Annotated in this window: 12 protein-coding genes and 1 pseudogene; 12 read left to right on the top strand and 1 reads right to left on the bottom strand. The window is 64.3% G+C overall.

Translation table 11 applies throughout. From position 1 onward, the window contains the following. Window positions 1–13: 13 nt before the first annotated feature. From thrC to CHB88_RS03490, 7 genes are all read left to right on the top strand, one after another. Window positions 14–1,474, top strand: a complete 1,461-nt coding sequence (thrC, locus tag CHB88_RS03520; RefSeq protein WP_089397930.1) for a threonine synthase — start codon at window positions 14–16, stop codon at window positions 1,472–1,474. Window positions 1,475–1,527: 53 nt separating this feature from the next. Further along, window positions 1,528–2,766 carry a molybdopterin molybdotransferase MoeA gene (locus tag CHB88_RS03515; RefSeq protein WP_089397929.1) on the top strand — a complete coding sequence of 413 codons (1,239 nt, stop codon included), beginning with the start codon at window positions 1,528–1,530 and terminating at the stop codon, window positions 2,764–2,766. A gap of 97 nt (window positions 2,767–2,863) precedes the next feature. After that, the gene (gene moaD, locus CHB88_RS03510) at window positions 2,864–3,121 is read left to right on the top strand and encodes a molybdopterin converting factor subunit 1 (protein ID WP_089397928.1); all 258 of its coding nucleotides are present in this window, start codon (window positions 2,864–2,866) and stop codon (window positions 3,119–3,121) included. 19 nt (window positions 3,122–3,140) lie between these two features. Next, a complete protein-coding gene (locus CHB88_RS03505; protein WP_089397927.1) occupies window positions 3,141–3,629 on the top strand; it encodes a molybdenum cofactor biosynthesis protein MoaE in 489 nt (162 codons plus the stop codon). Beyond that, window positions 3,626–4,000: a fluoride efflux transporter CrcB gene (crcB, locus tag CHB88_RS03500; RefSeq protein WP_089397926.1), complete on the top strand. Its 375-nt coding sequence runs from the start codon at window positions 3,626–3,628 to the stop codon at window positions 3,998–4,000. Before CHB88_RS03505 ends, crcB begins: the two co-directional genes overlap by 4 nt. 270 nt (window positions 4,001–4,270) lie before the next feature. Beyond that, window positions 4,271–6,850, top strand: a complete 2,580-nt coding sequence (clpB, locus tag CHB88_RS03495) for an ATP-dependent chaperone ClpB (protein ID WP_089397925.1) — start codon at window positions 4,271–4,273, stop codon at window positions 6,848–6,850. A gap of 154 nt (window positions 6,851–7,004) precedes the next feature. Continuing rightward, window positions 7,005–8,240, top strand: a complete 1,236-nt coding sequence (locus CHB88_RS03490; protein WP_089397924.1) for an MFS transporter — start codon at window positions 7,005–7,007, stop codon at window positions 8,238–8,240. 21 nt (window positions 8,241–8,261) lie between these two features. Here the strand turns inward: CHB88_RS03490 and CHB88_RS03485 are convergent, their stop codons facing one another. Further along, window positions 8,262–9,329 carry a DMT family transporter gene (locus CHB88_RS03485; RefSeq protein WP_089397923.1) on the bottom strand — a complete coding sequence of 356 codons (1,068 nt, stop codon included), beginning with the start codon at window positions 9,327–9,329 and terminating at the stop codon, window positions 8,262–8,264. Window positions 9,330–9,685: 356 nt separating this feature from the next. Here CHB88_RS03485 and aceA point away from each other — a divergent pair, with 356 nt between their 5' ends. From aceA to CHB88_RS03460, 5 genes and pseudogenes are all read left to right on the top strand, one after another. Next, the gene (gene aceA, locus CHB88_RS03480; protein ID WP_089397922.1) at window positions 9,686–10,996 is read left to right on the top strand and encodes an isocitrate lyase; all 1,311 of its coding nucleotides are present in this window, start codon (window positions 9,686–9,688) and stop codon (window positions 10,994–10,996) included. Window positions 10,997–11,162: 166 nt separating this feature from the next. Then, window positions 11,163–12,044 (top strand): annotated as a pseudogene (locus CHB88_RS03475) (23S rRNA (adenine(2030)-N(6))-methyltransferase RlmJ); the annotation flags it as partial. A 357-nt stretch (window positions 12,045–12,401) separates the two neighbouring features. Continuing rightward, the gene (locus tag CHB88_RS03470) at window positions 12,402–13,712 is read left to right on the top strand and encodes an EAL and HDOD domain-containing protein (protein WP_089397920.1); all 1,311 of its coding nucleotides are present in this window, start codon (window positions 12,402–12,404) and stop codon (window positions 13,710–13,712) included. 27 nt (window positions 13,713–13,739) lie between these two features. Next, window positions 13,740–14,294 (top strand): transcription elongation factor GreB, encoded by a 555-nt coding sequence (gene greB, locus CHB88_RS03465; protein ID WP_089397919.1) that lies wholly within the window; start codon window positions 13,740–13,742, stop codon window positions 14,292–14,294. Between the two features lie 111 nt (window positions 14,295–14,405). Continuing rightward, window positions 14,406–15,761 carry a DUF3422 family protein gene (locus CHB88_RS03460; protein ID WP_089397918.1) on the top strand — a complete coding sequence of 452 codons (1,356 nt, stop codon included), beginning with the start codon at window positions 14,406–14,408 and terminating at the stop codon, window positions 15,759–15,761. The last annotated feature ends 70 nt before the right edge of the window (window positions 15,762–15,831 follow it).

Below are 15,831 nucleotides of genomic sequence, written 5' to 3'. Positions count from 1 at the left end.
TTCCTCCGCCTCTATGCAATACGTCTCTACACGCGGCCAGTCGGCCCCGCAGTCGTTTTCCGAAATCCTGCTCGGCGGCCTGGCCCCGGACGGCGGCCTGTTCCTGCCGGCGGAGTATCCGCGCATCAGCGGCGCCGAACTGGATGCCTGGCGCAAACTGTCCTACGCCGACCTTGCCTTCGAGGTGCTGAAAAAGTTTGCCACCGACATTCCGGAAGCCGATCTGCGCGCGCTCACTGCCAAGACTTATACCGCCGAGGTCTATCGCAACGTCCGCGCCGGCGAGGACGCCGGCCAGATCACGCCGCTGCGCCGGCTGGAAGAGCGGGGCGGCGCCACGGTGTTGCTGCAAGCCCTGTCCAACGGCCCGACCCTGGCCTTCAAGGACATGGCGATGCAGCTGCTCGGCAACCTGTTCGAATACACCCTGGCCAAGCAGCATGAGGAACTGAACATTTTCGGCGCGACGTCCGGCGACACCGGCAGCGCGGCCGAATATGCGATGCGCGGCAAGCGCGGCATCCGCGTCTTCATGCTCTCGCCGCACAAGAAGATGAGCGCCTTCCAGACGGCGCAGATGTTCAGCCTGCAGGATCCGAACATCTTCAACATCGCGGTGGAAGGCGTGTTCGACGATTGCCAGGACATGGTGAAGGCGGTGTCGAACGACCTGGAATTCAAGGCGCGCCAAAAGATCGGCACCGTCAATTCCATCAACTGGGCTCGTGTCGTGGCCCAGGTGGTGTACTACATCCGCGGCTATCTCGCCGCCACCACCAGCAACGACCAGAAGGTGTCGTTCACCGTCCCCTCCGGCAATTTCGGCAATATCTGCGCCGGCCACATCGCCCGCATGATGGGCGTGCCGATCGACAAGCTGGTGGCCGCCACCAACGAAAACGATGTCCTGGACGAATTCTTTCGCACCGGCGTCTACCGGGTGCGCAAGTCGGCCGAGACCTATCACACCAGCAGCCCGAGCATGGACATCAGCAAGGCGTCGAACTTCGAGCGCTTCGTGTTCGACCTGCTCGACCGCGACGCCGACCGGGTGCGGCAGCTGTTCCGCAAGGTCGAGACCGAGGGCGGCTTCGATTTGTCCGGCCGTCCCGGCAGCGACGGCGACGAGTTCAGGAAGGTGGCGCAGTACGGCTTTTTGTCCGGCAAGTCGGTGCATCGGGACCGCCTCGCCACCATCCGCGATGTGCGCGAGTCGTCCGGCATCACCATTGACACCCATACCGCCGACGGCGTGAAGGTGGCGCGGGAGCACCTGACCCCGGGCGTGACCATGATCGTGCTGGAAACCGCCTTGCCGGCGAAGTTCAACGAAACCATCCGCGAGGCGCTCGGCCGGGATGCGGAGCGTCCGGCCGGCTTCGAGAACATCGAGAGCCTGCCGCAGCGCTTCGAGGTGATGCCGCCGGATGTGGAGCGCATGAAGGCCTTCATCGCTGCAAACACCGGACTGTAAGCCGGTTTGTCGGAACAGAGGCGCGCTGCGCGCGCCGGAGTGGAGAGCGAGACATGAATAACAAGAAGCCCATGCTCAGCGTCGCCGAGGCGCTCGACTTCCTGATGGCCGCAGCGCGGCCGGTGACCGAAACCGAATCCGTGCCCACCCTGTCGGCCAACGGCCGGGTGCTGGCCCAGGCGCAAAGCTCCCAGCTCAACGTGCCGCCGATGGACAATACCCAGATGGATGGCTACGCGGTGCGCAGCGCCGACTGCGCCAGCGGCCAGGCGCGGCTGACGGTGTCGCAGCGCATTCCCGCCGGCCATGTCGGCGCGCCGCTGCAGCCGGGCACCGCCGCCCGCATCTTCACCGGCGCCATGATTCCCGAGGGCGCCGACGCGGTGGTGATGCAGGAAGTCTGCGAGGCCGACGGCGATGCCGTCATCGTCAGGCACGCGCCGGCGCCGGGGGACTGGATTCGCCGCACCGGCGAGGATATCCGGGCCGGCAGCGTCATCCTGCCCGCCGGCACCCGCCTGCGGGCCCAGGAACTCGGCCTGGCGGCGTCCGTCGGCCTGGCCAGCCTGCCGGTGGTGCGGCGGCTGCGGGTGGCGGTCTTCTTCACCGGCGACGAACTGGCCATGCCGGGGGAAGAACTGAGGCCGGGCGCCATCTACAATTCCAACCGCTTCCTGCTGCGCGGCCTGCTGGAAAACCTGGGCTGCGTCATCACCGATTACGGCATCGTGCCGGATTCGCTCGCCGCCACCCGCGATACCCTGCGTGCCGCCGCCGAGGAGCATGACCTGATCATCACCTCCGGCGGCGTGTCGGTGGGCGAGGAAGACCACATCAAGCCGGCGGTGGAAGCGGAAGGCAGGCTCAACATGTGGCAGATCGCCGTCAAGCCGGGCAAGCCGCTGGCTTTTGGCGATATCCGGCGGCCGGGCGGCGCTGGCGAGGGCGATGCCGCCTTCTTCCTCGGTCTGCCGGGCAATCCGGTTTCCAGTTTCGTCACCTTCCTGCTGTTCGTGCGGCCCTTCATCCTGCGCATGCAGGGCGTGCCCCATGCGGCGCCGAAGTCGTTCCAGGTGCGCGCCGATTTCGACTGGCCGAAGCCGGACCGGCGCAACGAATTTTTGCGCGGAAAGCTCAATGCCGACGGCGGGCTGGACCTGTTCACCAACCAGAGCTCGGCGGTGCTGACCTCCACGGTCTGGGGCGACGGCCTGATCGACAATCCGCCGAGAAAGGCGATCGCGCGCGGCGACATGGTGCGCTTCATTTCCTTCGGCGAGCTGCTTTACTGATCGAACATCGCGCGCGGATGGCACCCTAGACGGAACCCTACTAAGGGCAAAAGGCGTCGAAACAAGATGAACCCCTGCCAGTATTTGGCCTGATTCCATGAACATACAACTGCGATTCTTCGCCAGCGTCCGCGAGGCGCTCGGCACCAGCCAGGAAGCCGTCGTGCTGCCGGAAACCGTCCGCACCGTTGGCGAGGTTCGCGCCTTCCTGCGCGAGCGCGGCGGCATCTGGGCCGAGGTGCTGGGCGAAGGCCGCGCATTGCGCATGGCCTTCAACCAGCAGATGACCGGCCCCGACACGCCGATTGCCGAAGGCGGCGAGGTGGCCTTCTTCCCGCCGGTGACCGGCGGCTGATTTTTTGCCAGGAAATTCCATGCCGATCCGCATCCAGACAGCAGATTTCGACCTCGGCGCCGAAGTGGCCGCCCTGCGCGCCGGCCAGAAGGGCATCGGCGCGGTATGCAGCTTCGTCGGCACGGTGCGAGACATCAACCAGGGCGAGCGCATCGGTGGCATGGAGCTGGAGCATTATCCGGGGATGACCGAGAAGGCGCTGGAGGACATCGTCGCCCAGGCCCGGGCGCGATTCAGCATCATCGACGCATTGGTGATCCACCGCGTCGGACCGCTGAAGCCGCTGGACCAGATCGTGCTGGTCGCTGTCACCTCGGCACACCGGGGCGAATCCTTCGCCGCCTGCGAGTTCATCATGGATTACCTCAAGAGCGAGGCGCCATTCTGGAAGAAGGAAGACACGCCGGGCGGAGCGCGCTGGGTAGATGCCCGGGTGGAAGATGACAAGGCGCTGGCGAAATGGGGCATCGCCTCCGCCAACGCCGCCCAGGGCAAGCCGAGCGCATGAACTGGGCAGCGGTCGGCATCGGCGCGGCGCTCGGCGCCTGGCTGCGCTGGGGGCTGGGGCTGTTGTTGAATGCGGTTCACCCCTGGCTGCCGCTCGGGACGCTGGCGGCCAATTTGATCGGCGGCTACCTGATCGGCATGGCGCTCGGCTTCTTCGGCCAGCATTCAGAAATCGCCCCGGAGTGGCGTTTGCTGGCAGTCACCGGCTTCCTCGGCGGCCTCACCACCTTTTCCACCTTCTCCGCCGAAGCCCTGGTGCTGCTGCAGCGCGGCGACTATGTGCCGGCGCTGGCACATATTGGTCTGCATTTGGCAGGCTCCATCCTCCTCTGCCTGGCCGGCCTTTTCACTTACCGAGCCTTCGCGGCCTGACCGCGAGACCGGCCAAGTCAGCGCCGTGCCTCCCGGCATGGCAGGCGCACCATGCGCCGGGTAAGCCGATCCCGCACCTCTTTCGACTCTCCGTCGCCCGGGATGATTGAGGCGCGGAACCATGGCTGATTTTCTGCAAAGCGTCAGGTCGTCCGGACTTCATGTAATTCCATCAATTTTGGAAACATTCGGCGGCTAGATCAAAGCCATGCTTGAAAAGTGGTTTTCCGGCCTTAAGTTGTTGCCATACGATTTACTGGAGATCATTCCATGCGTCTCGACAAACTCACCACAAAACTACAAGAAGCATTGCAGGATGCCCAGAGCCAGGCTGTGGGCAACGACAACCAATACATCGACCCGATTCATATCGTCTCGGCGCTGCTGGCCCAGGATGACGGCGGCGCGCGCTCGCTGCTGCAGCGTGCCGGGGTAAATGTGGGCGGTCTGGCCAGCGCCCTGAAAAGCGGCGTGGAGCGTTTGCCCAAGGTCACCGGCACCGGCGGCGAAGTGCAGATCGGCCGCGAATCGGTGGCCCTGCTCAATCTCGCCGACAAGGAAGCGCAGAAGCGCGGCGACCAGTTCATCGCCAGCGAAATGGTGCTGCTGGCGCTGACCGAGGACAAGTCCGACGCCGGCCGAATCGCCCGCGAGAACGGCCTGACCCGTAAGGCGCTGGAAGCGGCGATCGATGCCGTGCGCGGCGGCGGCAACGTTTCATCGGCCGATGCCGAAGGCCAGCGCGAAGCGCTGAAGAAATACACCCTGGACCTGACCGAACGCGCCCGCAACGGCAAGCTCGATCCGGTGATCGGCCGCGACGACGAAATCCGCCGCGCCATCCAGGTGCTGCAGCGCCGCTCGAAGAACAATCCGGTGCTGATCGGCGAGCCGGGCGTGGGCAAGACCGCCATCGTCGAAGGCCTGGCCCAGCGCATCGTCAACGGCGAGGTGCCTGACAGCCTGAAATCCAAGCGCGTGCTCTCGCTCGACATGGCGGCGCTGCTCGCCGGCGCAAAGTACCGCGGCGAGTTCGAGGAGCGCCTGAAGGCGGTGCTCAAGGAAATCGCCCAGGACGAGGGCCAGACCATCGTCTTCATCGACGAGATCCATACCATGGTCGGCGCCGGCAAGGCCGAAGGCGCAATCGATGCCGGCAACATGCTCAAGCCGGCGCTGGCGCGCGGCGAGCTGCACTGCATCGGCGCCACCACTCTGGATGAATACCGCAAGTACATCGAGAAGGATGCGGCGCTGGAGCGGCGCTTCCAGAAGATCCTGGTGGACGAGCCGAGCGTTGAAGCGACCATCGCCATCCTGCGCGGCCTGCAGGAGAAGTACGAAGTCCACCATGGCGTGGAGATCACCGACCCGGCGATCGTCGCCGCGGCGGAACTGTCGCACCGCTACATCACCGACCGCTTCCTGCCGGACAAGGCCATCGACCTGATCGACGAGGCCGCCTCCAAGATCAAGATCGAAATCGACTCCAAGCCGGAGGCGATGGACAAGCTCGACCGCCGGCTGATCCAGCTGAAGATCGAGCGCGAGGCGGTGCGCAAGGAAAAGGATGAAGCGTCGCAGAAGCGCCTCGGCCTGATCGAAGACGAGATCGGCAAGCTGGAGCGCGAATACGCCGATCTGGAAGAGGTGTGGAAAGCCGAGAAGTCGGCGGTGCAAGGCAGCCAGCACATCAAGGAAGAGATCGAGAAGGTGCGCCTGCAGATGGACGAAGCCAAGCGCCGCGGCGACTGGCAGAAGATGTCGGAGCTGCAGTACGGCCGGCTGCCGCAGCTGGAGGCCCAGCTGAAGCAGGCCGACCAGGGCGAGGCGACGGCGGAAAAGCCGAAGCTGCTGCGCACCCAGGTTGGCGCGGAGGAGATCGCTGAAGTCGTGTCCCGCGCCACCGGCATCCCGGTCGCCAAGATGATGCAGGGCGAGCGCGACAAGCTGCTGCAGATGGAAGAGGAACTGCACAAGCGGGTGGTGGGCCAGCATGAAGCCATCGTCGCGGTGTCGGATGCCATCCGCCGCTCGCGCGCCGGACTTGGCGACCCGAACCGGCCGTACGGTTCCTTCATGTTCCTCGGCCCGACAGGCGTTGGCAAGACGGAGCTGTGCAAGGCGCTGGCTTCGTTCCTGTTCGATACCGAGGAGTCGCTGATCCGCATCGACATGAGCGAATTCATGGAGAAGCATTCGGTGGCCAGGCTGATCGGCGCGCCGCCGGGCTATGTTGGCTACGAGGAGGGCGGCTACCTGACCGAGGCGGTGCGGCGCAAGCCCTACAGCGTGATCCTGCTGGACGAGATCGAGAAGGCGCATCCGGACGTGTTCAACGTGCTGCTGCAGGTGCTGGACGATGGCCGCATGACCGATGGCCAAGGCCGCACGGTGGACTTCAAGAACACGGTGATCGTGATGACGTCCAACCTCGGCTCGCAGAAGATCCAGTCGATGGAAGACAGCGATCCGCAGCTGGTGAAGCTGGCGGTGATGGCGGAAGTGAAGGGCCATTTCCGGCCGGAGTTCATCAACCGCATCGACGAGATCGTGGTGTTCCACGCGCTCGACGAGAAGAACATCGGCGCCATCGCCCGCATCCAGCTCAACGTGCTGGAGAAGCGGCTGGCGAAGATGGACATGCGGATGGAAGTGTCCGACGCGGCGCTGCAGAAGATCGCGGAAGCCGGCTTCGATCCGGTCTACGGCGCCCGGCCGCTCAAGCGGGCCATCCAGCAGGAACTGGAGAATCCGCTGTCGAAGCAGATCCTGGAAGGCCGCTTCGGCCCGAAGGACACGATCCATGTCGATACCCGCGGCAGCGAACTGGTGTTCGAAAAGCGGTGATTACGCAGCAGCGTGAGGCAGGTACCGAAAGGGTGGCGCAAGCCGCCCTTTTTCTTTTGGCGCGGCTAACGAAATTTCGATTGCCTGCCGCAAATTAACTGAGTGCGCTCAATTTTGATTACACTCTTGTTTTTGCCGATTCAGGACCCACCGCATGAACCAGATTGCCGCACCGACGCTGCGCCAGGATGCCCAAGTCATCGGGCTGGTCGGACTCGCTCACAGCGTGTCCCATTTCTTTCACCTGATCCTGGCGCCCCTCTTTCCGTGGCTCAAGCCGGCATTCGGCCTGTCTTATGCCGAACTCGGCTTCGCGATGACCATGTTTTACGTGGTTTCAGGCACCGGCCAGGTGCTGGCCGGCTTCGTAGTGGACAGGATAGGCGCACGCCGGGTCCTGCTGGGCGGGCTCGCGTTCATGGGCATCGCGGCGGTGATCCTCTCGCAGGCGCAGAACTACGCCATGCTGATCGCCGGCTCCATGCTGGCGGGCCTTGGCAACAGCGTCTTTCATCCGGCCGACTTCACCATTCTCAACCAGCGGGTATCCGCGCCGCGGCTGGGCCACGCCTTCTCGGTCCACGGCATCACCGGCAATCTCGGCTGGGCGGCCGCACCGGTATTTTTGCTGGCCGTCAACGGCATGGCCGACTGGCGCACCGCCTTGCTGGCCGCCGCTTGCATTCCCTTCGCCGTGTTGGCGCTGCTCTTCCTCCATGGCGATGTGCTGGAGGGCGTGGGGCGGCGTACCTCCGCCGGCGTGGCGCCTGCCGGCGAAGCCGGACCGCATGCCCTGGCTTTCCTGAAAGTGCCCGGCGTTTGGATGTGCTTCGGTTTCTTCTTCATCACCGCGCTGGCGCTGGGCGGCATCCAGAGCTTTGCCACGCCCAGCCTGCGCAATCTGTATGGCATGTCGCTGCCGCTGGCGGCCGACTGCTTCACCGCCTACATGCTGTGCTCCGCGCTCGGCACCATCTGCGGCGGCTTCATCGCCAGCCGCGCGGCGCGCCATGAACGCACCATTGCCATCGCTTTCATCAGCGCCGGCCTGATTTCCATGCTGGTCGCCAGTGCCGCGCTGCCGCCAGCCGTCGTGCTGATCCTGATGGGTGCAATCGGCTTCGGCTCCGGTGTCGCCGGGCCGTCGCGCGACCTGCTGATCCGTTCCACCGCGCCGAAGAATGCCACCGGCCGCGTCTATGGCGTGGTGTATTCGGGCCTGGATGTGGGCATGATGCTGGCGCCGCTGATGTTCGGCGCCTTCATGGATGCCGGCCGCCATGCCTGGGTGTTTTTCGCCATCGGCTTCTTCCAGATACTGGCGATCTCGACCGCCGTGGGCATCGGCGCCAGGGCCGACCGCGCCCCGGCCAGGCCGCAGGCGGCCTGAAACGGGACCATTCGCGCAGCTTCAGTGATGATGCCGATGATGGGCGTCAGGGAAGTGGGGATGCTTGTGCACCAGCGGCGCATGTCGATGGAAATGGATATGCGGCTCGCTGCCGTCCCAGGCGCCGTCGTGAGGGTGCTGGTGATGCTCGTCGTGCGCATGGCTGTGGCTATGCGCCAGCGGCTCATGGCGGTGGGTATGGCTGTGCCGCTCGGTCAGATGCAGCCAGATGCCCGCCGCCATCAGCAGCGCCGCCAGCCAGAACAGCGGGCCGGGCTGGTCGCCGAGCAGCAGCAGCGACAGCGAGGCGCCGACGAAGGGCGCGAGCGAGAAATATGCGCCGGTGCGTGCCGTGCCGAGATGGCGCAAGGCCAGCACGAATAGCACTAGGCTCAGGCCGTACCCGGCGAAGCCGACCAGTCCGGCGGCGGTCGCCTGCGGCAGCGCCGGCAAGGGATGGTTGAGCCAGCCGAGCGCGATGCCGAGATTGACCGCGCCGGCCGCCAATCCCTTGATCATCGCAATCTGCAATGCATCGCCATTGGCCACCTTGCGCGTCAGGTTGTTGTCTATCGCCCAGCACAGACAGGCGGCGGCGATGCACAGCTCGCCCCACGGCATGCCGAAGCCGTTCACCTGGTTCCATCCCGATTGTCCGGCCAGCACGAGGCCGGCGGCAATGATCAGCACCATGCCGATGAAGATGCGGCGGTCGAACTGCTCTCGGAATACGAACCAGGCGAGCAGGGCGGTCAGCACGCCTTCCAGATTGAGCAGGAGGGAAGCGGTGGACCCCTGCACCTGCGCCAGCCCCGTCATCAGCATCACCGGCCCCAGCATGCCGCCGCTCAGAACCGCCCCGGCCAGCCATGGGTAGTCTCCCGCAGTCAAAACGCCCGCTGTTTCCGCCGCACGATCCGGCCGAGCCCGCCGCGCCAGCAGCCAGATGCCGAGTCCGATGCCGCTGCCGGCATAAAGCAAACCGGCAAGCAGGACCGGCGCAGCCTCGGCGCCAAGGATTTTCGCCAGCGGGGTGCTGGCGCCGAACAGGACGGCGGCAAGCAGGGCGAAGGAAATGCCTTTGTTCATGAGGGTGGCGGCGCGCCGGCGACGCCTTTCGCTTTTGTCAAGGTAGGCGAATGGTAGCGCTTATCCCATCGAGCCGGTTTGCCATGGAATTAACGCAGCTGCGCTTCAGTCATCAGCCGATTTTCATGACGCGAAAACTGCGTTTCATAATGCGAAAACATGGTGTGCAGAGCATCATCGCCATTTTTCATTTCAAGGAATCGCTTTCCGCATCGCGAAAAAGAATATCTAAGTATCTGAAATCATGGATTAAAAAAATGCTTATATGTCTTATATAAGAGTGTGTTGCCCTGCAAAATAGCCTTTAAGATGATTCCAACGGTCGACGTTTTATTTTCTTAACAGGAGGAATCACCATGGCATCTCGTCAGGAGCAAATCCAGGCATTGGAAAAGGACTGGGCGGAAAATCCGCGCTGGAAGGGCGTCAAGCGCAATTACACCGCCGAGGATGTGGTTCGCCTGCGCGGCTCGCTGCAGATCGAGCACACCCTGGCCCGCCGCGGCGCCGAAAAGCTGTGGGGCCTGATCAACGGCAAGGCCAAGAAAGGCTACGTCAACTCTTTCGGCGCCATCAGCGCCGGCCAGGCGATGCAGCAGGCGAAAGCCGGCCTGGAAGCGGTCTACCTGTCGGGCTGGCAGGTGGCTGCCGACGGTAACACTTCCGAAACCATGTACCCCGACCAGTCGCTGTATGCCTATGACTCGGTGCCGACCATGGTCCGCCGCATCAACAACACCTTCAAGCGTGCCGACGAGATTCAATGGCAGCGCGGCATCAATCCGGGCGACGACGGCTTCATCGATTACTTCCTGCCGATCGTCGCCGACGCTGAAGCCGGTTTCGGCGGCGTCCTGAACGCCTTCGAGCTGATGAAGAACATGATCGCCGCCGGCGCCGCCGGCGTGCACTTCGAAGATCAGCTCGCCGCCGTCAAGAAGTGCGGCCACATGGGCGGCAAGGTGCTGGTGCCGACCCAGGAAGCGGTCGAGAAGCTGACCGCCGCCCGCTTCGCCGCGGACGTCATGGGCGTGCCGACCATCGTGCTGGCCCGGACCGATGCCGAAGCCGCCAACCTCATCACCTCCGACCATGATGCCAACGACAAGCCGTTCCTTACCGGCGAGCGCACCGGCGAAGGCTTCTACCGCGTGAAGAATGGCCTGGAGCAGGCGATCAGCCGCGGCGTCGCTTACGCGCCGGTTGCCGACCTGGTCTGGTGCGAGACCGGCACGCCCGACCTCGGCTTCGCCCGCGAGTTCGCCCAGGCGGTGCATGCCAAGTGCCCCGGCAAGCTGCTGTCCTATAACTGCTCGCCATCCTTCAACTGGAAAAAGAACCTGGACGACAAATCGATCGCCGAATTCCAGGAGAAGCTGTCGGAGCTGGGCTACAAGTATCAGTTCATCACCCTGGCCGGCATCCACATCAACTGGTACAACTCCTTCCAGTTCGCCCATGCGTATGCCCGCGGCGAAGGCATGAAGCACTACGTCAACATGGTGCAGGAGCCGGAATTTGCCGCCCGCGAGAAGGGCTATACCTTCGTCTCGCACCAGCAGGAAGTCGGCGCCGGCTACTTCGACGAAGTCACCACCGTGATCCAGGGCGGCACCTCCTCGGTGACGGCGCTGACCGGTTCTACCGAAGAAGAACAGTTCCACTGATCCGCCTTGTTCGACCGCCGCGGCAGACCGCCGTGGCGCCGATGCCGTTGGCCGCATCCGCGAGGATGCGGCTTTTTTCTTTCCACGGGCGCAGCGGTCCGTCTTGCGGGAAATGGGGAATTGCTACAATGCGTGTCCCTTCCATTCACTCCCCCGAAAAGTTTCCATGCTGAGTTACCGCCACGCCTTCCACGCCGGCAATCATGCCGACGTGCTGAAGCACATGATCGCCATCCAGTTGATGCGCTACTTCGGGCAGAAGGAAACGCCGACCATGTACATCGACACGCATGCCGGCGCGGGCATTTACGCGCTCGACACCGGCTATGCGGCGAAGAATGCGGAATACGCCAACGGCATTGCCAAGCTCTGGGACAGGAAGGATTTGCCGGCGCCGCTCAAGGAGTATGTCGACCTGGTGAAGGCGCTGAATCCGAGCGGCAAGATGCGTTACTACCCGGGCTCGCCGTATTGCGCCGATCGCGCCCTGCGGCCGCAGGACCGCATCCGCCTGTTCGAATTGCATCCGAGCGATGCCAAGATTCTCGAGGACAATTTCCGGAAGTTGGAGCAGGGAGCGGCAGCGAGCGGCCAGCGGCCTGCCGTCCGCGGCAAGCGGGTGATGGTGGAAAAGGGGGATGGCTTCACCGGCCTGAAGGCGTTGCTGCCGCCGCCGTCGCGGCGCGGCCTGGTGCTGATCGATCCGCCGTATGAAGTCAAGGAGGACTACCGCCGCGTGCGCGATACATTGGTGGACGCGCTCGGCCGCTTTCCCACCGGCACTTACGCGGTCTGGTATCCGGTCCTGCAGCGCATGGAGTCGCGCCAGATGCCAGAGAAGCTGATGCGCCTGCCCGCCCAGGACTGGCTGAACGTCACCCTCAGCATTCGCACGCCGACCCCGGATGGCTTCGGGCTGCACAGCAGCGGCATGTTCATCCTGAATCCGCCCTGGACGCTGGAGCCCATGCTGCGTGAAGTGCTGCCCTATCTCGTGTCTGCACTCGGTGAGGATGAAGGCGCGAGTTTCACCCTTGAGGTTGGCGAGGGCGGCACGCCGGGCAAGGTCAGGCAGCCGATGGCGCGGGAAGTGGCCGCGCCAATGAGGGATAGCCGCCCGGGTGCGGGCAAGGCTGGGTCACCGCAGCGCCCGGTTCAACGAACGAACCCATTGGGAAAGGCAGCACGTCCAGGCTCGCCTTCTGCACCACGCCGGACGGCAGGAACGGGCAAGCCGCCCCGTTCCCGCTGATACGACGTCTGTCAGGAAGCGTCTGTCAGGAAGAAAAATTCCGGCGAGGATCGGCATGTGTCTTGCTAGTGATTCTCATGAGGGAGCGCCATATCGCTCCTGCCAAGCGGGCTATGCTAGGCCCATCTGATTCCTCCTCCTGACGCTGCTTTCATGGATGACCTGATCCGGAAAACGCTGGAAAAACCGATTGCGCCGGCGCCGCGCCTGCGGGAATTCTTTCTCGCGCGGCAGCCGATCCTGAACCGTGACCAGACCCTGGCCGCCTATGAGCTGCTGTTCCGCGCCGCCGCCGAAGGGCCGGCGAACGTGGTCGACCATCTTTCCGCCACTGCTGCGGTGATCACCCATGCGGCCGAACTCGGCATCGAAAACGTCCTCGGAGGATCGGTGGCCTTTCTCAACGTCGACGCAGCGATGCTGATGAGCGACGCCATCCGGCTGCTGCCGAGGCAGCGAGTGGTGCTCGAAATCCTAGAGACGGTGAAGGCCACCGACGCCGTGCTGGCGCGCGTCGACGCTCTTCGGAAGGAAGGCTATACCATCGCCCTCGACGACGTGATCGCCGCCTCGGCCGATGTGCAGCGCCTGCTACCCCTGGCTGACATCATCAAGCTCGATCTCGGCGGCGCCGACATGGAGCAGGTGGCGGCGCTCAGCCGCCGCTTCAAGCAGGAAGGCAAGAAGCTGCTGGCGGAAAAGGTGGAGTCCATGGAGCAATTCGAGCGCTGCCTGGAACTCGGCTGCGACTACTTCCAGGGCTACTACTTTGCGCGGCCGCTGGTGCTGACCGGCAAGCGCCTCAGCCCGTCGCAGATGACCATCATGCAGCTGATGCAGCAGATTGCCGCCGGCGCCTCGATGGATGAGATCGAGCGCACCATCAAGCAGGATGCCTCCATGGGCCTGATGCTCATGCGCCTGCTCAACAGCGCGTCGGATCACGAACGGCGGCGCATTCGTTCGCTCGGGCAGGCGCTGCGCCGCATCTCGCCCGGCCAACTCGGCAGGTGGCTGCAGATCCTGCTGTATGCGGAGGCCAGCAGCGCCGGCGGACCGTCGCCGCTGCTCAATCTCGCGACGACGCGTGGCCGCCTGCTCGAACTGATCGCAGCGCGCGCCGATCCGGCGAATGCTCCAGTGGCCGATACCGCCTTCACCGTCGGCATCATGTCGCTGATGGATGTGCTGTTCAGTCTGCCCATGGAAGCCATCGTCGAGCGCATGTCGGTCAGCGCCGAGATCGCCGGCGCGCTGCTGCGGCGCGAAGGCAGGTACGGCGACATGCTGCTGCTGGCGGAGCTGATCGAGCGCGACGAGGCGGCGGCATGCGAAGCCCTGCCGCTGCTGCACAAGCTGGGCCTGTCGCTGGATGATTTCCGTCTGCTCCAATTGCATGCCTTCGACTGGAGCGACCGCATCAGCGGCTGTTCGATGGCGGAGCCGGCGACCGGCGAAGTTTAGTGAGTTTCGTGATTACAATAGCGGACTATGAACAAAGCATTCGTCAAAGAGGGCGACGGCGACGATGACGATCTCGAGTCGCCCGCGATCCAGATTCCGGCCGGGTCCAAGAATTACATCACGCCCCAGGGTCACCAGCGCCTCAAGGATGAGCTGCTGCACCTGATCGACGTCGAACGCCCGGAAGTGGTGCGCATCGTGTCCTGGGCCGCCTCCAACGGCGACCGCTCGGAGAACGGCGACTACATCTATGGCAAGCGCCGTTTGCGGGAAATCGACCGCCGCATCCGCTTTCTTACCAAGCGCCTCGACCTGGCGGAAGTGGTCGACCCCAGCGTGCACCATGGCAGCGACCAAGTGTTTTTCGGCGCTACCGTGGCTTATGAAAATAGCGCAGGCGAAGAGCACGAGATCACCATCGTCGGCATCGACGAGCTCGATCCGCTCAACGGCAAGATCAGCTGGATCGCGCCGGTGGCCCGGGCACTGACCAAGGCACGGGAGGGCGACACCGTCACGCTCAGAACGCCGTCCGGCGTCGATGAACTGACCATCCTGAAAGTGAGCTATCCCGCACCCTGATCGGCTCGATCTGCGCATGCAGGTCCGCATCGAAATGGTCTTGTGCCTGCGGCGGGAAGAGGAGTCCCGCTGCAGGAGAAAAAACGAATTCAAAAACTCAGCAGACCCGTCATGTCCATCGCCTATTCAAGCTTCAACCACCCGCTGCGGGTGCCCCTTGCCGCCGAAGTGCATTCGCGCCCTTATCTGCGACTCGACGTTCCGGAGAACATCAGCCACCTGGCAGTGTATGCCGGCGATGCGGTTGTTTCCGGTGAAAGCAATGCCGCCATCCAGCACCGGCTGCTGGCGGATCTGTGCGCGCATTTCGGGGTTGCCGCGCCCGGCACCGACGCCAAGTACTTCTTCCACGACTTCGGCCGCTTCCGGCTGAAGTGGGAAAGCCATACCGAGTTCGCCACCTATACCTTCGCCCAGCGCGGCGAGGAGGGCGGCGGTGCGCAGGACCCGTTCAGCGCCATGCCGCTGTCCAACGTGCCGCAGCGCTGGCTGCTCGGCCTGGAAGGAAAGATCATGGTGGCCGCGCATGTGCTGATGGAGCGCTCGCGCGAGGCGGTGCCGGAGTTCGTGCAGCGCCTGCCGCGCATGTTCGAAGGCGGCTTGTGGGTCGGCAGCCGCGTACTCGGGGAAGGGGAGGTCTGGACCGATTTCCAGATCCAGTCCGATGGCTTCACCCGCTTCGTGGTGCGGGATCATGGCTTGTCGGAGCAGCAGCATGGCCGGCTGGCGCAGCGGCTGCTGGAGATCGAAACCTATCGCATGATGGCGATGCTCGGCCTGCCCAAGGCCCAGGCTGCGCTGCCTGTGCTGAACCAGATCGAGGCGGAACTCGCGACCCTGACGGCGCAGATGACGGACGCCCGGCATGGTGACGTGGCGGAGCGCAGCGAAGAGGATGCCGACGGCGAGAGCGCGCTGCTGACCAACATTACCGGCCTGGCGGCGCGGCTGGAAAAGATGTCGGTGGAGAACGGCTATCGCTTCTCGGCCTCGCAGGCGTATTTCCGCCTGGTGCATGCGCGCATCGAGGAATTGCGCGAACAGCGCATCGCAGGCTATCCGACCATCGGCGAATTCATGGAGCGGCGTCTGACGCCCGCCCAGAGCACCTGCGCGGCCGTGGCCCGGCGGCAGGAAACCATGGCGGCACGCATCGCCCATACCAACGACCTGCTGCGCACCCGCGTCGGCATCGTGCAGGAACAGCAGAACCGCCGCATCCTGCAATCGATGAACGCTCGCGCGGCCCAGCAGCTGCGGCTGCAGCAGGCGGTGGAAGGACTGTCGGTGGCGGCGATTTCCTATTACATGATCGGCCTGTTCGGCTACGCCGGCAAGGCAGCCAAGGCGGCCGGCCTGCCGATCAATGCCGACATGCTCACCGGCCTGCTGGTGCCGGTGGTGGCGGTAGGAGTGTGGCTGGGATTGCGCCGCATGCACAAGCAGATGCATATGCACGAGAAATAGGCGTCGAGCCATGCGCGTTCATGCATGGCTCAAGCCGGACGGCAATCGGCGTGATGGAAAAGCCGGCGCA

This window comes from Noviherbaspirillum humi, from assembly GCF_900188095.1.
GTDB classification, from domain to species: Bacteria; Pseudomonadota; Gammaproteobacteria; order Burkholderiales; family Burkholderiaceae_D; genus Noviherbaspirillum; species Noviherbaspirillum humi.
The sequence above is the reverse complement of the archived record's forward strand: the minus strand, read 5'-3'. Positions and strand labels throughout refer to the sequence as shown.